At 32.1% G+C, this 21,163-nt stretch carries 21 protein-coding genes; 15 read left to right on the forward strand and 6 right to left on the reverse strand.

The annotated features are described in order from the left end of the window. The first annotated feature begins 17 nt into the window (after positions 1–17). Together murQ and Q0910_RS20585 are read left to right on the forward strand one after the other, a co-directional pair. A complete protein-coding gene (gene murQ / locus Q0910_RS20580) occupies positions 18–830 on the forward strand; it encodes an N-acetylmuramic acid 6-phosphate etherase (protein ID WP_299220748.1) in 813 nt (270 codons plus the stop codon). Further along, positions 820–1,053, forward strand: a complete 234-nt coding sequence (locus Q0910_RS20585) for a DUF6095 family protein (RefSeq protein ID WP_299220751.1) — start codon at positions 820–822, stop codon at positions 1,051–1,053. Before murQ ends, Q0910_RS20585 begins: the two co-directional genes overlap by 11 nt. 140 nt (positions 1,054–1,193) lie before the next feature. Here the strand turns inward: Q0910_RS20585 and Q0910_RS20590 are convergent, their stop codons facing one another. The 3 genes from Q0910_RS20590 to Q0910_RS20600 form a co-directional block, all read right to left on the reverse strand. Next, entirely contained in the window at positions 1,194–1,508 is a 315-nt protein-coding gene (locus Q0910_RS20590) for a hypothetical protein (RefSeq protein ID WP_299220753.1), read from the reverse strand. Positions 1,509–1,725: 217 nt separating this feature from the next. After that, positions 1,726–2,772, reverse strand: a complete 1,047-nt coding sequence (locus tag Q0910_RS20595) for a DUF6340 family protein (protein WP_299220756.1) — start codon at positions 2,770–2,772, stop codon at positions 1,726–1,728. A gap of 111 nt (positions 2,773–2,883) precedes the next feature. Beyond that, positions 2,884–3,303 carry a hypothetical protein gene (locus tag Q0910_RS20600; protein WP_299220759.1) on the reverse strand — a complete coding sequence of 140 codons (420 nt, stop codon included), beginning with the start codon at positions 3,301–3,303 and terminating at the stop codon, positions 2,884–2,886. 311 nt (positions 3,304–3,614) lie between these two features. Between Q0910_RS20600 and Q0910_RS20605 the strand changes: the two genes are divergently transcribed. From Q0910_RS20605 to Q0910_RS20625, 5 genes are all read left to right on the forward strand, one after another. Beyond that, positions 3,615–5,519, forward strand: coding sequence for a phage baseplate assembly protein V (locus Q0910_RS20605; RefSeq protein WP_299220762.1), 1,905 nt, complete (start codon positions 3,615–3,617; stop codon positions 5,517–5,519). Positions 5,520–5,540: 21 nt separating this feature from the next. After that, on the forward strand, positions 5,541–10,517 hold the full coding sequence (locus Q0910_RS20610; protein WP_299220764.1) for a DUF6531 domain-containing protein: 4,977 nt from the start codon (positions 5,541–5,543) through the stop codon (positions 10,515–10,517). 10 nt (positions 10,518–10,527) lie between these two features. Continuing rightward, positions 10,528–11,211: a hypothetical protein gene (locus Q0910_RS20615; RefSeq protein ID WP_299220767.1), complete on the forward strand. Its 684-nt coding sequence runs from the start codon at positions 10,528–10,530 to the stop codon at positions 11,209–11,211. After that, positions 11,211–12,089: a hypothetical protein gene (locus tag Q0910_RS20620; protein ID WP_299220771.1), complete on the forward strand. Its 879-nt coding sequence runs from the start codon at positions 11,211–11,213 to the stop codon at positions 12,087–12,089. The genes Q0910_RS20615 and Q0910_RS20620 overlap by 1 nt, the downstream gene beginning before the upstream one ends. 248 nt (positions 12,090–12,337) lie before the next feature. Next, the gene (locus Q0910_RS20625; RefSeq protein WP_118456640.1) at positions 12,338–12,520 is read left to right on the forward strand and encodes a hypothetical protein; all 183 of its coding nucleotides are present in this window, start codon (positions 12,338–12,340) and stop codon (positions 12,518–12,520) included. 313 nt (positions 12,521–12,833) lie between these two features. Here Q0910_RS20625 and Q0910_RS20630 read toward each other — a convergent pair whose 3' ends face one another. Next, positions 12,834–14,366, reverse strand: a complete 1,533-nt coding sequence (locus Q0910_RS20630; protein WP_299220774.1) for a hypothetical protein — start codon at positions 14,364–14,366, stop codon at positions 12,834–12,836. Between the two features lie 359 nt (positions 14,367–14,725). Here Q0910_RS20630 and Q0910_RS20635 point away from each other — a divergent pair, with 359 nt between their 5' ends. Beyond that, positions 14,726–15,298: a conjugal transfer protein TraO gene (locus Q0910_RS20635; RefSeq protein ID WP_299220777.1), complete on the forward strand. Its 573-nt coding sequence runs from the start codon at positions 14,726–14,728 to the stop codon at positions 15,296–15,298. A 194-nt stretch (positions 15,299–15,492) separates the two neighbouring features. Beyond that, positions 15,493–16,503 (forward strand): hypothetical protein, encoded by a 1,011-nt coding sequence (locus Q0910_RS20640; RefSeq protein WP_299220780.1) that lies wholly within the window; start codon positions 15,493–15,495, stop codon positions 16,501–16,503. A gap of 90 nt (positions 16,504–16,593) precedes the next feature. On the opposite strand, the gene Q0910_RS20645 is transcribed toward Q0910_RS20640, so the two are convergent. Continuing rightward, the gene (locus Q0910_RS20645; protein ID WP_299220782.1) at positions 16,594–17,199 is read right to left on the reverse strand and encodes a LytTR family DNA-binding domain-containing protein; all 606 of its coding nucleotides are present in this window, start codon (positions 17,197–17,199) and stop codon (positions 16,594–16,596) included. Positions 17,200–17,413: 214 nt separating this feature from the next. Here Q0910_RS20645 and Q0910_RS20650 point away from each other — a divergent pair, with 214 nt between their 5' ends. The 6 genes from Q0910_RS20650 (at position 17,414) to Q0910_RS20675 (ending at position 20,313) form a co-directional block, all read left to right on the forward strand. Beyond that, positions 17,414–18,052: a tetratricopeptide repeat protein gene (locus Q0910_RS20650; RefSeq protein ID WP_299220785.1), complete on the forward strand. Its 639-nt coding sequence runs from the start codon at positions 17,414–17,416 to the stop codon at positions 18,050–18,052. Positions 18,053–18,396: 344 nt separating this feature from the next. Beyond that, positions 18,397–19,086, forward strand: a complete 690-nt coding sequence (locus tag Q0910_RS20655; protein WP_299220788.1) for a helix-turn-helix transcriptional regulator — start codon at positions 18,397–18,399, stop codon at positions 19,084–19,086. Between the two features lie 113 nt (positions 19,087–19,199). Then, positions 19,200–19,403 (forward strand): hypothetical protein, encoded by a 204-nt coding sequence (locus Q0910_RS20660; protein ID WP_299220791.1) that lies wholly within the window; start codon positions 19,200–19,202, stop codon positions 19,401–19,403. A 19-nt stretch (positions 19,404–19,422) separates the two neighbouring features. Beyond that, on the forward strand, positions 19,423–19,638 hold the full coding sequence (locus Q0910_RS20665) for a hypothetical protein (protein WP_299220793.1): 216 nt from the start codon (positions 19,423–19,425) through the stop codon (positions 19,636–19,638). A gap of 215 nt (positions 19,639–19,853) precedes the next feature. After that, complete coding sequence (locus tag Q0910_RS20670; RefSeq protein ID WP_299220796.1) at positions 19,854–20,021, forward strand: hypothetical protein; 168 nt, start codon at positions 19,854–19,856, stop codon at positions 20,019–20,021. A 94-nt stretch (positions 20,022–20,115) separates the two neighbouring features. Beyond that, entirely contained in the window at positions 20,116–20,313 is a 198-nt protein-coding gene (locus tag Q0910_RS20675; RefSeq protein WP_299220799.1) for a hypothetical protein, read from the forward strand. A gap of 121 nt (positions 20,314–20,434) precedes the next feature. Here the strand turns inward: Q0910_RS20675 and Q0910_RS20680 are convergent, their stop codons facing one another. After that, positions 20,435–21,148, reverse strand: coding sequence for a response regulator transcription factor (locus tag Q0910_RS20680; protein WP_299220802.1), 714 nt, complete (start codon positions 21,146–21,148; stop codon positions 20,435–20,437). Positions 21,149–21,163 lie beyond the last annotated feature (15 nt).

Raw genomic sequence — 21,163 nt, forward strand, 5'->3', positions numbered from 1 at the left:
ATCAGTATTTTTGAAGCATGACGTTTACCAAGACAACAGAACAAGCTTCAAACTATGATCATCTGGAAAAGATGAACATTTCCGAATTATTATCTAACATCAATAAGGAAGATAAAACTGTTCCAGAAGCCGTAGAAAAATCTATTCCACAAATCGAAGCATTAGTGTTTCAAATTGTTGAAAAATTAAAAAATGGCGGAAGACTTTTTTATATGGGTGCCGGAACCAGTGGTCGGTTAGGTGTAGTAGATGCCAGTGAATGCCCTCCCACTTTTGGAGTTTCTTATGATCTGGTAATCGGATTAATTGCTGGTGGTGATCCTGCTATAAGGAAAGCTGTAGAGTTTGCTGAAGATAACACGGAACAAGGCTGGAAAGATCTCGAAGATTATCAAATTTCAGAAAAGGATGTTGTTATCGGTATTGCAGCTTCTGGAACAACGCCTTATGTTATTGGAGCTCTAAAAAAGTGCAATGAATCTAACATAATTACTGGTTGTATCACCTGTAATGCAGGAAGTCCATTAGCAACAACCGCACAATATCCAATTGTGGTCATTGTCGGGCCAGAATTTGTTACTGGAAGTTCACGGATGAAAGCAGGTACTGCTCAAAAATTAGTGCTAAATATGATATCAACTGCTACTATGATTCAGTTAGGAAGGGTAAAAGGCAATAAAATGGTCGATATGCAACTCAGCAATAACAAACTGGTTGATCGTGGTACACGGATGATTATGGAAGAATTGAAAATTGAAAGAGCATTAGCTTCAGAACTATTAGAAAAATATGGTAGTGTTCGTAACGCAATAAACAATTATGGAGCCTAAAAGAACGGATAAAGAATTACTTGGTAAAGGAGTACAGCGTATGGCAATTGCGTTGATATTTATGTTTATTAGTCCAGTTATTATACACTCGGCGTTTAAGAATCAAGATCATCCCTACTATATACCTATTTTAATTTTGGGATTGATTGGAGCTGCTTTCGCTATATTCATGGCCTTTAGAGGACTAAAAACAATTATGGATTCAATATTTGGTAAGAAATAGATTCTGTTTTTAATACAGTACTTATTAAAAAACAGAAAAAAGAGTGATTTTATCCAAACCACTCTTTCTCTTGAAATATTTAAAACGAAAGTGCTCTTCATACTATATAATAAGCACTTTTAATATTCTAAACTTATTTATTAATTACCTGCATCTGCACAATCAGTTGGTAAAGCATCGTACTCTGCAGCAAATGCATTGTCTGGAATACACTCAAAACCTCTGTACGTTTCAATAGCTTCTCTAAGTATTACACAAGTAGTCTGATTCTCAGTAGCATCATAAGATGTAATAGCTGTCTCAACAGATAGTTTAGAAGCCAAAGTCTGATTTTCGCAAGCCACGTCATCTATTAGATCTTGAGCATCATCACTACCACAAGAGGTTATGAATAAAACAGATGCTACTAATGTCGCTTTTCCTAAGTTTTTCAAAAAATTGTTTTGGTATTTCATTACTTTTTTTGTTTAAAATGAATTGTTAAATCGTTAGTAAACCTAACGGCCTGATTAATATTTATTGTATGATTGTGAACCTTTCTCTAAATTATTTTTAAAAGACATAAATTTTGAAAGGAAGAATATTTTTGTATAACAAATTATATTGTCATCATCTATTCGATACAAATCATTGAATTCCAGCTTTATTGAAAATCATTTTAATATTACAAACTTAATTTTCATTAACTATCTTTTGATTTTCTATCCTTTCCTTTAAATCATCAATATATCGTAAGGCATTTTTATTTTCATAATCTGTATACGCTTTTGTTGCCCATTCTATAGCCTTGGTATAATCACCTTTAATTTCATTATAAAAAGCCATATTAAAACAAGCTTGTCCAGCAATCTCCGGATCTGGATTGGATGTTTCCTTCTCCCATAACGCCGCAGCACCATCCCACTGCCCGGTTTCTACTTTTCGTTTTGCAATTTCAAAATTAGGTGTTGCTTTTACATAATAATCACGGTATACTTTAGCTTTATAGGGCAATAACCTCAGCGCGTAATCACTTCCTATTTTTTGGCTAATCTGTAAGATTGATTGTTTTCTGTTTGTTGCAGCTTCAATTGCTTTTATTGGATTAATACCTTTACCATTGGATCTTGTTTTCTCATTAACAGAGAGTTGATCACATACTTTTTTACGAATTGGATCATAAATTCGCCATCCAGTCTTAATTTTTGTATCTATATTTACTATATGTTCAATTGCCGGAATTTCTATTCCCAAAGGACCTTCTATCTTAGTATTTTCTACATTATATGTTGCCTTGGCATCTGTATCATATATTGCTAAACTAAAAATAGCCTCTACATTGTTTTTTTTGCATAAATCTTCTATTTGATTCCAGTCTAAAGATGAAGGAAAAACGCCTCCACCTGGATTTTGGTCTAACTTTACTGGTAATATAACAACATCGGTAAACCTAGGATTTTGTAGTAATGCATTTTTCAAAGCAATAATGGCCTGCTCTGCTCCTTCTTTATCCAATTTTTTACCTTCTAAAGATAATATTTTATCTACTTGATCTAATCCACTATTTTCATCAGAAGGTATACTCCTGTTAAGGATTCCAATTTTTTTCACTGCTGAATCCAGTGTAACGATGGGAGGTTTAATTACCTCCGTTTTTAATGATTTTTTACTACCGCATCCAATCATTATGATACAGAAAAATGCAAAAGTAATTGTTTTAACTATGAGTTTACGTTTCATGTTTTTTGTGAATTATAATATCTTAAAAAGACATAATATTACTATTAAGCAAAAATTAGAAAGAGTGGTCTTCCCCAAAACCACCCTTCCCTAAAAATATTAAATAAAAAATTAGTTAGTAGAAAATGCCCAGGTATTTCCACTATTAGTTGCTCCAACTGCCAAATCTCCATCTTCCACAGAAATACCGGTAGTTGATTGACCTGCTGATGCAGATACGAAGTTATTATTAGGACCAGCTAAAAAAACAAGTCCACTAAGTGAGGGAACCCCATCACTAAAACTAATTGTATATGTATTTCCGGACACTGCAACAGTCGCGGTGCCACTTGTATTGATAATCGGTCCTGAACCATCACCAGGGGTATATACTAAATTGCCAGTATACGATGTGAGTACTTGTGTAGGAAGAGTTACAAATTGATCTACAGCAGTTCCATCATCGTCATCACCACAAGATGCCATTAATAAAACAGATAATACCAATACTACTTTACCTAAGTTTTTAAAAAAATTGTTCTGAGTTTTCATTGCTTTTAAATTTTAAAATAAATTATTAAATCGGTCATAAACTTAAAAGTCTTATTCTCAAATAAAGTCTAACTGAGGACATTCGAACCAATTTTGTTGACCAACAGCTAATTTGAAAGGAACAATGCAATTCTTCTATATTTTTTTAGATTAAGGCTGAACAACTATCCTATAAGAAGTTACCTATCCTATTATAAGCTAGTTATTTAAGTTTTTATTTATTTAAGACCACAAAATCCGCTACAAACATCCTTAGATAACTACCATTCGTCCTCATCTCTTAGTTTAGAATACTGCTTAATATTAATTTAATGGAGCAAATAGAATATTCTCTATGTCAATACAAAAATACTATGGCAACAGATACACAAGTACAAATATTTATAGACGGAGAACGAATTCCGGCATTCCAAAATCTATCGTTACATCAGGAAATTGATGCGCATCATAGTTTTGAGTTAACCTGCAGAAAAGATGTGTTAGAAACTGTCACGGATAATATTACCGGAGAAAGCGCTAATTTTTTAGGAGCTATTTTTTTATTAAAAATTCAATCAGTTAATGGTTTTTCCGATGATGAAATATTAGAATTTAAAGGGATTGTAACTACAGTAAATACCGTTAAGGGATTTTATCAAAAAACTGGTGACCTTGTTCATATCATAGGTAAAAGTTGTAGCATTATTGCCGATGACGGACCTCATTATACTTCTCATCAAGATATTGGAATATCAGAAATTTTAGAGAAAACCTTCTCAGGGTACGATAGAGGAATTTTACAATACAATATTTCTCCAAAAAAAGCAACTCCCATTCATTATAGTGTACAACAAGAAGAAAGTGCATTCCAATATGCTAGTAGACTAGCCGCACAATATGGGGAATGGTTTTATTATAATGGTACCGAATTGGTGTTTGGAAAACCAGAGAATAAAGATTCTGTAAAATTGCGTTATGGATACGATCTTCTTGAATTATCCATGAAACTAGAAGCTATTCCGAATAATTTCAAATATTTCACTAATGATTATCTAACAGATGGTTTTCACGAAGTAAAGACCAAAGAATTAAGTTCTAACACAAAAGGATTTATATCCACTATTAGTCAAAAAAGCGACAAACTATTTCGGAAAGAAACACAAGTTTTTGTAAGTGCTCATGATGATCCTCAAATGAAATCAAGGATCGATGATCAGATATTACATCAAAAACAAGCTAATGAAGTTAATCAGGTAAAAGTAACAGGGAAAAGTAGCAATCCAAGTATTACAGTAGGCAGTACTATAGTAATAGACGGAGAAACCTCATCCTATGGTGGTTATAGAATCACAAAAATAAAGCACAGTTGCACTGAAAATGGCAGATATGAAAACACTTTTGAAGCCGTTACCGCAGAAACTGATGCTTATCCTAAAACTTCTATTAAAGCATTTCCCAAGGGTAAATCCCAAACCGCAGTGGTAGTAGACAATGCTGATCCTGAGGGAATGGGACGTGTAAAAATACAATACGCTTGGCAAAAAGAAACAGGAGAAACTTCGCCATGGATTAGACAAGCCAGTCTTGCAGGAGGTCCAGGACAAGGAATGTATTTTGTGCCAGAAAAAGGAGATGAAGTTATTGTTGATCACGAAGGAGGCAATGCAGAAACACCGATTGTAAAAGGGAGTGTAACCAATGCTTCTTCTGTGCCTGAAAGTTTTAAGAGTGGTAACAATCACTTAAAAGCGATCAAAACCCGAAGTGGGAATCAAGTAACACTTAATGACGCTGATGGTAGTGTAACCATAGCAGATCCCAGTGGGAATACCATTGTGATGGGTGGTAACGGAGAAATTACGATCAACGCACCTAATAAGATCACCTTCTCCTCTACGGATATAGCTATTGAAGCCAGTAACAATCTAACAATGAATGCTGGGAGTAATATTAATGCTAGTGCGGGTAGTAATTTTAGTGCTAGTGCGTCATCTAGCATTTCATTAAACGCAGGGAGTAGTTTAAGAGCAAAAGCAAAATCTACAGCTTCATTAAGTGGTAAATCCGTAAGGATAACTGGTAAGCATGTTTCTATTACTGCCTCTGTTATGGCAAATATACAAGCAACGGCAGGACTTACTTTAGGAGCACTTGCAGTAGGGATTATTGGAGGTGTTACCAAAGTTATCGGTAGGAGCAAATGTTCTGTAGAATCTCCAGAATGTAATATTAATTGATACCCATAATACTTATTAAAAATGGCTAGAAAATTTGTTCCAAATGGACAGAAAGTTAAATGTAGTTTTGGTAAAGGAGAAACGGCTAAGATTAACATAAGTAGACCCAGTACAACCAAATTACATGACGAAATCTGGGCCACAACAGCGGATAAAGAAATTACCCCTTTTGATGTGTGTTCTTGTCCAACTAATGCTTCTAAAAAATGCTTACCGCTATTACAAGAGTGGTTGCCTAATACTGTTGCTATAAACGTGAAAAATGGTGGGAATAATTTTCTACTGGGTTCCAGTCAAAATACTTGTATTGCAAATGTAACTTTTATTGGGCTTGTTGAGATAGATCTTGAAGAAGCCAACGTTTCTAAAGATGCTCAAGATTTTGCTAAAAATAATCCAACTAGCAATGAAGGAGAAGGTTCTTCATCTAGTCCTACCTCAAACCAATTAGGAGGTGGCGGAGCAGAATCAGAAGCTATGCAAACAACAGATTCGAGTACTGATGACTCTTCATGGAGGGATCTCGAAGAAGGAAAGGATATAAAAGACGACTTAATAGCCGCTGCTAATAAAAAGACTGAGGAGGAAAAACAACAAACTCAAGATTATATAGATGCAGGTACAAATCGAATCGATGAAGGTCATGAAATTGAAAGAGCAGATGAAGCTTCTATTGAAGAAGCTATAGAAGATGCTAATAGATTAAGAGCGGAAGCTATTGTGTTAGATCATAAAAGTGAGAATCCAGATCCAACGGTAACGGCGGAACTCGAGGAAGAACTTGAAGCAGGGATGCCTGAATATTCTTTGCAAGGTTCTTTAGGGGCAGGTGTTGGTTATGTCGAAGGAGCAGTAAAAGAAGGAATAATTGACCCCGTAGTAGGGGCTTATAAACTTTCAAAGGGGATTGCTACATCTTTAGATGACATAGGAATGTTTTATATGCATAGGGATCCTGTTTATCTGATAGCTTTACAAGCTTATGATCCAGATAGGCTTGAAGAAAGATTGGTGCTTAATCAGATTCAGGATGATGCCCTTTGGGAAAGAGTGAAAAACTTGCCTAAAGAAGCTAAGGATCAATATGTTAAAGATTATAAAGAAATAGGAAGAGACTTGCAATCAGGAGATGACCAAGTTGCAGGAAAAGCTGCTGGAAAAGGTGTAGTAAAAACAATTTTTCCTCTTAAAAAAGTTATAAAAATGGGTAGTAAAATCTTCAATAAAGATTTTATGAAAGAATTGAATTTGAAATCAGTAGTTCAGGGAGCTAAGGGAGAATTATTGGATCATCTTACTGGAAACATATATAGTAAACTTCCTTATATGGGGAAAATTAAGGAGATCATGAATTCGGCTAAAACTTATAAGAACAAAATTGCTGAAATTAAAGGAGTTTTAAAATCGTTTAATGAAGGAGCCCATCCTAGCACATATACTAAGACACCTGCTCCAGTCCCTTCTACAAAAACACAAGGAGACACTACCAATGATAAGGCAAATGATCCTAAAAATTCTCAAGAAGGCTCACAGAAAACAAACAAAAATAGCATTTGTAAAGGTGATCCCGTAGATGTAGTTACCGGAGTAAACATCTACGATTATGTTGATTTTGAGATTCCAGGAACTATTCCAATACACTGGAAAAGAATTTGGTATTCTGATTCTGCATACAAAGGTTCATTAGGCCATGGTGTTCATTATAATTATGATATTCACCTTACAACTAGATCAGAGGATATATTACTTACACTTGGAGATGGTAGACTTGCTTTTTTCTCTTTGGTAAACGAAAAAAACAAATCAGAATTTAATAGAGCAGAGAAGCTTAAGCTTACATATGTTGATTCCTCCAACTATCATTTGTTTGATTACGAAGAACAACTTACGTATGTATTAACCAATTATTCAGGAAGCTATAAACTTTCTAGAATCATAAAAGATGAGCATACAAGTGTTCAATTTAACTATCAAGGTAATAATTTAAAAGAAATTGTAGACACTGCTGGAAGGCTTATCAAAATTCATCATAATGATGACAACAAAATCATAAAAATCACTCAGCATCATCAATCAGAAGAGCGAACATTAGTTACCTATGAATATAATAAGGTTGGAGATCTTACCAAAATTACAGATGCTACAGGAAAATCTGTAATAGCAGTCTATAAAAACCATTTGATGATTTCTAAAACACATCGTGAAGGAGCCACTTGTTTTTGGGAATACGAATCTTACAACACTGGAGCTAGATGTACTCGTACCTGGTTGGAAGGAGGAACTTTGGACTACAGTTTCGAATATCACGATAAATACAATTATGTATGGGATTCTTACGGACACAAAACGACCTATTACCACGAAAATAACATACCTGTAAAAATTGTTGATCCGTTAGGCGGTATTACAACCAAAGAGTATAATGAATTTGGCGAACTAATAAAAACAACGGATCAAGAAGGACTACAAACACAATATAAATATGATGATTTTGGAAATGAAACATCTATACGGTACCCCGATGGAGCCAATGTAGAATTTGCTTATGATGATGAAGGGCATTTACTTTTACAAACATCACCAGAAGGAGGTATACTTTCTAGATATTTTAAAAATAATAAGTTGGATACTATTATGTATCCAGACCAAACCATGCAAACTTTTGAATATAATGAGTCTGGTTTGGTTTCTAAAATCGCGGATGCCAATGAAAACACAACACATCTTTTTTATGATGAAGACCATAACCTAAATCGCATGGTTTCTCCAAACGGAGAAGAATCTTTTTGGGAATATAATGCTTGGGGTCAATGTATCAAAACTATTAACCCTGCAAAGCATCAACAATTATTTTCTTATGATCCTTTAGGTAATGTATCTACAATTAGACTACCTGATAAAAACGCGATACAACTAGAATATGACAGTTATGGAAGAGTTAGAAAAGCAATTGATAATGAAAGAATTCTTACATACGAATACACCTCTCAAGGGAATTTGAAGTCCAGAAAACAAGACGGTCGAAAAGTTTTGTTTAGGTATAATAAAGAAGAACAACTTATTGGAGTAATCAATGAGCATAAAGAAGCTTATAATTTTACTAGGGATGCAATGGGTAATATCATCAAAGAGGAAGGTTTTGATTATATTTCTAGAGGTTTCATAAGGGATAAGGCTGGAAAGGTAATTAAAGAGGAAAAATCCAATGATAAATTCAGTATCTATGAATATGATAAAGGGGGTCGTGTATCAAGGGTAGAATATCACGATAATTCTTGGGCTACATTTGATTATAATAAAGATGGATTGTTAATCCAAGCTGTAAACCCAAATAGCCACGTGAAAATTAATCGTGATGAAGCAGGAAGAGTTTTATCCGAGGATCAGGATGGTCATACAATATCTTATGATTATAATGATGAAGGGCAGCAATCAAAAATAAAAAGTAGCTTAGGTGCTTCTATAGATCTTAAGTACACAGATCTGGGAGAAATCTCATCGGTAAAAGCTAAAAATCAGCATAATAACATCTGGAAAGCTAATTTTAAGTACAATAGCTTGGGTATGGAAACAGAGCGTTCCTTACCAGGAGGTATAAAGGCAAGCTGGAGTTATGATCATGCTGGAAGACACAAGCAACAAGTAATCAAAAAACAAGAGGTTCAAACCAGACGAAGAACATATTCCTGGGATGTCAATCATAAATTAAGAAAAATTGTAGATAATCTCTCTCAAGGAGTTGTCACTTTTGATTATGACGATTTCAAGAATCTTGCGTGGGCACAATACGAAGACAAATCATACGACTATAAATTACCAGATGAAGTAGGGAATCTATATCGCACTAAAGAGAAAAAAGATCGTGAGTATGGTCGTAATGGTCAATTATTGACTTCAGGGAATAATAAGTATGAATATGATGATGAAGGAAATCTAATTAAAAAATCATCTCCAAAAGGAATCTGGAAATATGATTGGGCAGCAAATGGAATACTAAAAAGCATCTATCGTCCGGATCGGAGTATTGTTGAAATAGAATACGATGCACTAGGAAGAAGAACTGCTAAAGTTATTAAGCAGTGCCCTTCAAAAAAGTCAGAGAACAATCCAGATCTAATTACTCGTTTTGTTTGGAATGGAAATACACCATTACACGAATGGAACTATAAGTTAAAAGATCGTCCACAAAGCATTATCAATGAAACGGATCAGTTATCTATAAATCAAGAAGAACCTATAGAAAATTTAATTACCTGGGTCTTTGACCATGGTACTTTTAAACTTGCAGCAAAAATCACTAAGGATGACACCTACTCTATCATTACAGATCATCTGGGCACACCTGTAGAAATGTACAACAGTAAAGGTGAAAAAACCTGGCATGCAGAATATGACATATACGGAAAAATTCGTAACCTTGTAACAGGTTCATTGAATGATTGTCCTTTCCGTTTTCAAGGTCAATATGAAGATTCTGAAATCGATTTGTATTATAATCGTTTTCGATATTATAATCCTGAAGAAGGTATTTATATTTCTCAGGATCCAATACGATTGGCTGGTAATAATCCAACAATGTACGCATATACCCATGATACTAACGGTTGGGTAGATCCATTTGGACTTAATAACATAAAAACGGGTTCAGGTCGTGATCATGTAACTTATGAAGGTATTAAAAATGGGAAACCTTACGTAGGTTATGCAAGCGCACCTTCTTCCGAAGGGCTAACTTCTGCTCAAATTATAAGTAGAAGATATAGTGCAAATTTTAATAATTTTGGTGGAATCCCACCGGAATCCGTTTATGAAGGTTCAGGAGTTAGAGGAAGAAATACTGCTAAAGGTTTAGAGCAACAAATTTACGAGACTAATGTTAATAAATATGGCAAAAAAGGTGTAGCCAATATAGATAACCCTGTTAGCGAGAGGAATCCGAAAAAAGATGTTTATGCTAGAGCAGCAGACAGACATTGTAAAAAGACTAAACCCTCTTAAATTATAAAATATGTCAGGAAAAATGATTTCTTGGAAAGAAAATAAAGTTATAAGTATTGAAACGAGAAAAAATGTTTTTGTTCTAGCTCAAATGCTTAAAAGGCCCTATTTAAAGTTTTATAATCTTTTCAACTTAGATAATAATTGGGAAAATGTCGATTTAAATAAAATTGACACCCTATTTGTAAATGCTGTTACTAATCAGTTTCTTAAGTTTAGTAATATTTCTGAGGTTAAAAATATTAATCCAAAAACCTCTAATAAAGATGTTAAACTTTGGATTAAAGGATTCTCAGGTAATAGAAAAGTTGTTGTTTTTGAAAATACCGAATTCGAGAAAGAAATTATTATACTTGGCTCTACACCAGGCGGTTTACTTGTTGAAAGAAGTATATATAAAAAAGGGAAATATGAGCATCCTAGCGGACTTTTTGATAAAGTAGTAATCGATAATATCCCTTTAAATAAATCTGAACTAATCAATAATCATGAGCTAATGTCCTTAGCAGTGTTTCCTTCAATGAATGAAAGATTGTTTTTATGTTATAAAAAGAAAAAAAATGTTGATCCATTTAAAGATTTAAGGTTTGATAAAAAACTAGTTATTGATGATCATAAAATTTTTATTGAAATAATATCAAGTTCTGACAAGTCAGATCAAGAAAAAATTTTACAAGATTATTTTACAAATTAATGAAAACCTACCTAAAAGATATTATCAAAGAAAAGCAGTTCGACGGAATCATTTCCAATGTGAATGAGGTTACAGCATATTTCAAAGATTTATCTCCTGACTCTAACTCTTTCATCAGTATTATCAATAACAACAATAATGTACTAAGATTTACTTGGGTTGCCGAGCAAAAATGGCTGGTAGAATATCCAGTAGTCACTAATCAAATACATCAACAAAGATATGCTAATGAATCAGAATCTTTAGTATTGATAAATCGTGTTAATGATAATGAAAGTTTTGATAATTTCTCAGGGTTTACAGAAGTACCCGTTGGAGAATTCACTCTAGATGAAATTCTAGAATTTAAAGAAGAAGATGCATACCTTTTAAGAGAAGAAGAACCTCCTACAAAAAAAGTAGTTACTCCTAAAAGCACAAGTACAGTATCAAAATCTAAAAAAACTTCCAAATCATCTCTAATCTTTGGAGATATAACTATTCCCAAAGAACAACCTAGAACCAAATACGTTCCCAGAGTTACTTCCAAAAAAAAGCCAAAAACTTCTACTTCTCCACTTAAACAGTTTAAAACATCGGCAGAAGAATTAAAAAAAGAAAAACAACAACCTAGTACAGCTAAAGCTCCTGTAAAACCGGTAACTAAAAAAGCTGCTAAACCTAAATCAACTAAGGATAAAACTAATCATACCAACCTTCTACATCTAGGAAAAACTACAAAACCTAAAAAAGATAATAAACCTTCTTTAGTCATGGGAGAACAACTTGGCACAGATCAAAAATCAACAACCGCTCCTACTCCATCAAAACCTAAAAACACCAGTAGTAGTTCGAAAAAACCAAAACCTTCTAGTGATAATAGCTTTTTTAGTATTTAACTAATTTTATGTATTAGAAATTCTATTGCTTCTTTGAGGTATTGTAAATTTTCGTATTCAACATTTCATCACTAAATTTCAGAATACAGATTTAAGTTATGCAACCTATTATGCACATCCACATCAATCTGTTGTTTATCCACAATTTTAGACCAAAGCCCCACTATACGCATAGTATCTTATTTCTAAATAATACCTTAAGTATACTTATTACATCGCGTAATAAATAAACTTAAATTTTTTACATTATGATTAACAAATTATCAAACTTAGGAAAAGCTTTAACCAGAGAACAACAAAAAACAATCAATGGAGGGTTACTCTTACCGTGTCATAATAATAGGGATTGTGAAGATCTTACTGCTAGTTATAATTATCAGTGTGTTGCCGTTCCTAGTTCTCCATTCGGTAGACTATGTGTTTTAAGATAACACAAAACGTTATAATAATTAAAATTTTTACACAATGAAAAAAAACATTTTAAACTTAGAAGGAGTTAAAGTGCTCGGAAAAAAAGTACAGAAAACTGTTCATGGTGGTTATGATGGATGTGACTGCGGAGTAGTTACTAATATGCCATTTTTTTGTCCATATAGACCATGTAACTAGAAGAAAATAGTTGGTTATTTTTTAACGGAGAATAACAGATTAAAACCCTCATCTATTTATAAAAATAGATGAGGGTTTTTTATTAATTGATTGATGAAATAAAATGATACAACTAATAAAAATAAATATCCAATATTAATCTATAACCGTAAGTTCATAGGCTGGCAAATACGTTTTCACGTTACTAAATTCTGTATTAAATAATCGAACACGGTATGTCCTTCCTTCGGGTAAGTCTTTATTCGGAACAGATGGTGATATTAGTTCATATGACAAATTATTAGTTCCATTGATGAATTGTTGTGTAGCACTTTCAAAAACAAGCACCTGATCTGGTGTATCTTCTCTTTTTAGGACATCAGATATATTTACTTCATGAACCTGAAAACCTATCTCTCCAAAATCTATATCAAATGGACCATCTCCGTCTATAAAAACAGGATCTATAACAGCATCTAAAACAACATCTATAAAAAATAAAGAACTAACGCCTACTTCTGTTGTATTGAAACCATACTCAGAACTTACTCTCAAGTCACTACACTCTCCTTCACTAATAATCATAGCGCCAAGATCTTCTAGAATACATACTTCCTCTGGGATTTCATTAAGCTGTAGATTACCGGATATATCTAAAACATCTAAAATAGTAAGTGCTCCTAGCTCCTTAGGAATATCGGCAATCATATTATTACTTAAATTAATCGCTTTAAGGTTTATTAGCTCTCCTATCTTAGGACTAATTGTATTAATGTGGTTGTTTTGTAAATTTAGATCGGTTAATTGAGTCAGCATGCCGATTTCGTCCGGCATCACACCATCTGCATTCGTTAGAAACCCTATTTTATTATCTGATAAATCTAATTTCTTAAGCGTACTAGCGCCAAAAATGCTTCTATTAAAAGTCTGTATGCCCTGACTTCCTGTAATTGTCAGTGAAATTAGTTTCTCCAGTGAATTAAACCCTTCAGGTACAGTAGTAAGGTTTGCGTTATCCATTAGTGTAATCAATTCTAGATTCTTTAATGCAAAAAATCCTTCAGGAATCTCGAAAAAATTACCATTGATGAAACTTAATTCTACTAATGAAGAAAGCTGACCTATATCACTAGGAATATTATCTAATGTAGTATTTTCTATGAACAACTTTTCTAAATTAGCCAAGACTCCAATTCCTTCTATTTCTCCAATTCCAAACTGATCTAAAACAAGTTCTTTTAAATTCGATAAAGAAAACAAACCTGGTAAAAAGTCATCCGATTCGATGATAGCACTATTACCGGATAATGATAATTGTTCTAGCTTTTTTAAATCAAATAACTCATTAGGAATACTTGTGAGTCCATTATCTTTTAGTTTTAATATTGCTAAATCGTCTAACAAATTGATTGTTGGAGTAAGTATTGTAATACCTTTATTTTCAATATTTAACCCAATTAGCTTATTGTTTTCTATAATAAGTCCTTCCCAATTCTCTATATTATCCGGATTACCATCCCAATTCAAAGTATTATTAGGGTTATCTTCTAATATTTTTAAAAGTACACTATTTACATCCTCAAAATCATCCTCAATTACAATGGTAATAAGATCTTCATCTATTTCTTTAGTACAGGAAACTAATAAACCTACACACAATATAAAAACCCTCAAATATAAACTCTTCATAATCTTATATTTAATTATACATTACTACTCTTAATATTACAAATATGTCCGAAAAATTTATCATACAACTTCACGAGTGGTCTAATGACAATATTTTGTGGATGAATGCACATATATTTAATCCTAGGTAACTGACATCCCTTTATTGACAATATCTTTTGGAGAACGAATTCACACTTATATCTAAGCTGAGTAACATCATGCTTGCAAACAAAAAACCCAAAAAACAATACATTGATCCATAAAATGCTCACCAAAATCCTCAAACAACTATTTTACTTTAAAATAAGTACTTAATTCGTCTTTTGAATATTCTATTAATTTTTGAAAACAAAAATTTAACTCAAAAAGCATTATTAATGAATCATCTGATACGAACGAAAAACCTAGTATCCAATACTTGGATAGCATTAGTACTTTTATTTTTATGCTCCAATGAATTGTTTGCTCAAAGTCATAAAATAGCACTTTCTCTAACTGGAGGTGTGGTTCAAGATGGTTTTGGCGGAATGATTACGGGAGATTATAAGGTGAATGAGTTTGATTACCTTCAATTTAATGTACAAGCTAGTTTTGCTACCTTCGAACAAAACAGTATAGATATCCCTGTAGACACCTATTCTTTTAATGCTGGTTTCTTTTTTGATATTTTAAGAAATAATTCCAGAACTTTTGCACTATCCTTAGGAGCCGGTGGTACTATAGGATATGAAACGATCAACAATGATGACCCCAATATAGCTGTCAATCAAATTCTTAATATCAAAACAAATACCTTAGTTTATGGAGCATATGCAGGTCTGGATGCTGATCTTTTTATTTCTCCGGTAGTGGCGATAAATATTAAATTAAATGAGACCTATCACGTTAATAGTGAAATTGGAGAATTTACACCCTATGCAGGTTTAGGAGTCAAATTAATTATAAAATAAATATCCTGCCTGTCGATCAAAAAACATCAGTTAGCAATGTATTAAAGCGGGACAAGCCCGCTTTAATTTTATATGCTATTTAATACAAAGGGTCTCATTATTCCTTCATTCATACACAAAACTCTTGCAAAACTCCACAGCCTGAGTTTTCGTATTCAAATATGCTATAGTTTAGTAGTATTAAAACATAAATCATGGAAAAAACACAAATTGTAAAAATAAGTAGGCTTTTAATTTTAACTAGTATCCTTTTGTTGGGATTTCAGATTCCTTCTGTTTCGGCACAGGTATCTTCCAAATTATCTGATTACTTGATAACCAAATACACAGGTGTACTAACCAGTACAGGTAGTAGAACTAAAGTAAATGCTAATGGTAGCTGTACGATCAAAACCAGAGGATATAGGACGTATGCCTTTTATTTTAGTGACGGTATCTCTCCTATTACAAGTGTAAAATTTATGAAGAATGGAGACACGTATACTTCTACTATTATTTACAAAGGGAAAACACTTGCTGTTAGTCTAGATGAAGAAGGGGACTTATCCATTGGAGCTACATCTATAGGAGCTCTTGCTTTCTCTGGAAGCATAGAGAGTAATCATTCTGATGATACAGATTCTTCTGAAGACACAACAATAGAAACCGGAAATACAGGAATTTTAATTAATGAAGATCAAACCAGTATCGGAACAGGAAATGTTGGAATCCAAACAAGTAATGGTACTATATCAATTGGTTCTGGAGACAATGGAATTCAAATAGAAAATGGAAATATATCATTAGGAACCGGAAACACGGGAATTTCTATAAATTCGAATGATAGTACTCATAACGGAAGTTGTATTATTGATCACAATCATAACTATGGAAACTTGATAGATTGTGGTTCTGGTGAAATTAGTACGCTCCCAAAAAATGTGGTAGGAATTTATAAAGGAAAATTAAAAACTTATGATACCGAAACCAGAAAAGGGATATGTACTATCGTTAAAACCGGATGTAAAACATATCGTTTAGATTTTAGCAATGGTGTACCTTCTATCCGTAACATACAATTTGGAAGAAAAAATGATTTTGATGAATACGCTTCGGTAATTGTAGAAGGTGAATATTCATCAGCAATAGAAGTAGATATGACATTTGATGACCTGGAAATAGATGGCGAAATTCTGAGGGTGTCATTCGATGGAAAAAGGAATTAAGGTATCCTATAATGATGAAGAGATTTGTGTTTTGTGTGTTAAGAGGATTCATCAAACTTCTCTGCGAGTTTGATGAATCTTTAAACAAATTTATATCACTCGTATTCTTTTATATAATTCTTCCTTATATGTTCTGCCCACAGGAATATGATACTTCTGGATCTCTATAGTTTGATCCTGCTCATAAAATAAATCTATCCTATGCCAATTAATAATATAAGACCGATGCGTCTGAATAAAAAAATCACGATTTAATGCTTTAAGTAAACTAGTTATGGAATGACGAACAGAAAGTTTTTTTCCGTCCGAAGTAATAATGGAACAATAATTTTTAGAATCCGTATGCGCAAAAATTATAGTATCCATAGCTACTTTAATCAACTTATTGCCGCATTTAACAAATAAGTAAGAAGGCTGCTTCTTTTCTTTTTTCTCTATTTTAACTTCTTCCTGAAATGTAGGAAACTGCATTGGATTTTTATAAAGTGAATTAACCTTTTTGGTCAACCCTAAACTAGCATGTTTTGATCGAATATAAAACCCTATAATTATCCCATCTGGAGTATGCTTAATTATTTGCTTTTGTACGGTAAGAGAACTACCTAAATTACTCAAGGATGCATTCTTGAGATCATTAATATCAATATCTAATCCCTCTAAATATGAATCATTTGCATCTACATTATAAGTATCCATGTTATCTGCTTTTTATTGTTCACTTTCTCAAATCTAACTCAGTTCTATTGTACAATGCAACCCATTATTAGTGATATTTATAAATTAAGAGTTGAAATTTATAAATATCAACTCTTATAAATTCCTTAGATTATTTCTATTGATACTTATTAAATCTTTACATTCGTAATGTAATATATCGCAAACAGATATACCCTAAAAAAGTCCTCTATCGATGAAGATGAAATGTTTCGCAACAATATTTTTAATTATCCTGTCACTATCAAAACATGCAGTGATTGCCCAGGATAATTACATTGAATTAAAAGAACTTGTTACTAAAGAGAAAGTAGATTCTTTAAAAATAAAAATTGCTCAAACTTATCTTGATCGTGCTATCAGCAAATCCGACACATTAAACAGAACAAATGCATATTTTATCTTATCCGAAATTAAACTTGAAGATAAGGTAGCTTATATAGATAGTATTATTGCTTTTACAGAAAAGAAAAATTATTTTAGATACCCAGCACTGGGATATTTGTATAAGGGTAATATAAAATTTGAATTAGGGGATTATATAGAAGCTTTAGAATTTTATGTAAAAGCCTCAGAAGCAGCTAAAAAAAGTGGAAACAATAGATTATATCTTTCTGCTAAATTCAATATTGGGCTACTAAAAAACACATCTGGTGATCGAGAAGAAGCACAAACTATTTTTGCGGAGTATATAGAATTTCTAGAACAAAACCCTAAGTATATAAATAGACTCAATTACAACCGAGGGTTATTTGCACTTGCCGATTCTTATATACATACCAAAAAACTAGAACTTGCTGAAATAACCATCGATAAAGGAATTAAAAAACTATAAAAACAGGTGATTCGGTAGTCTACTCATATATCTTAGTAACTTCTGGAATACATCAATACTTATTAAATAATTATCAAAAAGCAATCGATAGCTTACAGAAAGGAAAAAAAATTATACAAAAATTTGATCCTTTAGAAACAAGAATAGCAACCTGTGATTATTACATTGGCCGAAGTTATAAAGGTCTTGGCGAGGAAGAAAAAAGTATATCTTACTTTAAAAAAACAGATACCATTCTAAGAAAAACAAAAGATATAATCCCTGATATTATTGATGTTTATGACTATTTAAGAGCATATTCAAAATCAAAAAACGATTACGAATTACAAATAGAATATATTAATATGCAACTGGAGCTAGATAGTATTAAGCATGCTAATCAAGTATATTTAACAAGAAACATCACTAGAAAATATGACGCTGCCGAACTCATTTCCGAAAAAGAACAACTTATAAAACAATTTGAAAAAGATACTTTTTTAAAAGATAACACTATTACATTCCTCATAATATTATCGATTATATTAGTTCTAATAGCGATATATGGTCTAAGAAAAAGTTACTTAAATAAAATACGGTTTCAGAAACTACTCAAACAGCAAAAAAAACCTAAAACAAATCAATTGGAGGTTATAACAAATATTAATAATGATCTCAACAAAAAAGAAGAGATTGATATCCCTTCAGATGTGATAGAAACTATATTAAAAAAGCTTCACGATTTTGAAGACAAAAATCAATTTTCAAAAAAACATTATACGCTTAATTCCTTAGCAAAGGAACTAAATACAAATAGTGCTTATTTATCTAAAATTATAAATGTGTACAAAAATGTAAATTTTGCAAATTACCTTAATAATTTAAGAATTGATTTTGCTGTGGATCAACTAAGCTCCAATAAGTCATTAAGATCTTATACAATACAAGCCATTGCGGAAGAAGTAGGTTTTAAAAATGCACAATCATTTTCTTCTGCTTTTCATAAAAAAACCGGAATATACCCTTCATATTTCATAAAGCACATAAACAACTGATAATCAATAAAAAAACATTTATATCTTTCTTTAAATTTATAAATTTAAAGAAGCTTTTTGTGTATTTTCATTACTAATATTGTAGATTGTGAAACACAAATTAAATTCTTGTAATGAAAAAGAAAGGGCAAAAACGATTAAGTTTGGATAAAATTAAAATCGCAAAATTAAACAACCCTCAAACCATCATTGGTGGTTCTATAATTCCGACACAGGAAAATATAACAACTATTACTTGCACCGAATACACAGAGGATAAAAAAACGAGTCATTCTACGAAAACGCTACCAGCAAGTGATTCTGCAAATTGCCAATAATATTTAAGAAATATTAAAAATGAAAAAAAGTCATAAAGGGAAATTAGGTCTGGATAAAACTAAAATTGCCAGATTGAACAATATGAGAGCTATTGTTGGAGGTTCACTTTCTGGTGTAGGGCCAGATTTAGTAGATCTTCCATCTATTAATGTTTTGACTCTTACGGATCAACATACAACTTCTACAAAAACACTCCCTGCTGGAAGTGGTATAATCGACCCTAACGATTTATAATTTAATATAACAATTTCTTCTTTTGAGTAAGAAAACATATTATTCATTATATCATTGAAACCAAACTCAATACTTTTGAAAATTGTAGATATTATCATTAAAGAGACAAAAGATTGGTTAGAATAACATAAAAATATAATAAGTAACTATCTTTAGTTACACTGGTTAAATATAAATTTAGTGAAATGAGAAATAAAAAAATAAAAAAGCTAAGCTTGGATAAAATCAAAATTGCTAAATTAGATCATCTTGATAAATTTAAGGGAGGATTAGGAAGAGTACCAAACCCTACTGATCCGCAAATATGTAATACGCATCCATTATTATGTGAGCTAAGTGTTTCGACAAAAACGCTACCAGTTGGCTCTGATAGTATACCTTAATAGATAATATATTGATTTACTATTTATTAATAGAATTCTATCTTGAAATATTGTATATACCACATTCAATTATTCGTTAGTAAAACGATAAAAAATGAAAAATAAGGATAAGAAAAAACTTGGCTTAGAAAAAATAAAGATTGCTAGATTAGACAACCCTCAGCAGATTATAGGAGGATTTAACAACATAAATACCACAACTAGTCTACAATGTCCAACAACAATACCTATTTCAATCACATGCGATCAATCTACAAAAACGCTACCAGTAGGCTCTGATGGTTTGCCATAATAGATATTGATTTGTTATTTATTAAAAGTAATAAATGACTTTATGTTATATGGCTATTGATCTATTTTTATACAATAAGTTATATAATTACGTTTATTGAGTAATTTTCTTATCAATATTATTATATCACCTTTAAACGTTTATATACTAAATCTTTAAAAGTCCTACCAATAGGAATATGATGTCCTTGTATCTCTATGGTTTGATCATATTCGTGTAATGAATCTATTTTGTTCCAATTAATAATATAAGAACGGTGAGTCTGTACGAACTCTAAGCTATGAAGTTTCTTGCAAAGTTTTAAAATAGAATACCGCACAGAAAGTTTTTTATTATCCGTAGTAACTATTGAGCAATAGTTTTTTGAGTCAGTATGTGCAAAAAGAATGGTATCCAGATTTACTTTGACTAATTTATTACCACTTTTCACGAATATATCTTCAGGCTGTTCGGTATTATTCTTTTCAGAAGTTATTTCCTGTTTCTTAGCAAGAATCAATGCTGCTTGCAAATCATCTTTATCAATTGGTTTTGTTAGATAAGCAGCCGGGTTTATATCGGCAGCTTTACTAATTATGTCTTTATTATTATCAGAAGTAGCAAAAAACACAGGGATTTCATATAACTCCTTAATCTTATACCCCAGCGCGATACCTGATTCTTTACCATTAAGATGAATATCTAATATAACAGCATCCGGTCTTAGTGCTCCTATTTGTTCTTGTGCCTCAAAAGGATCATCAGAATTACCTACACAAGAGTATCCTAATTCTTCTAAAGTGATTTTAATATCTTCTAGATGAAACATGTCATCTTCTACTACATAAATATTCATGATCTGTATGCTTTA

Origin of the sequence: uncultured Aquimarina sp., assembly GCF_947495315.1 — a bacterium.
Lineage (GTDB): Bacteria > Bacteroidota > Bacteroidia > Flavobacteriales > Flavobacteriaceae > Aquimarina.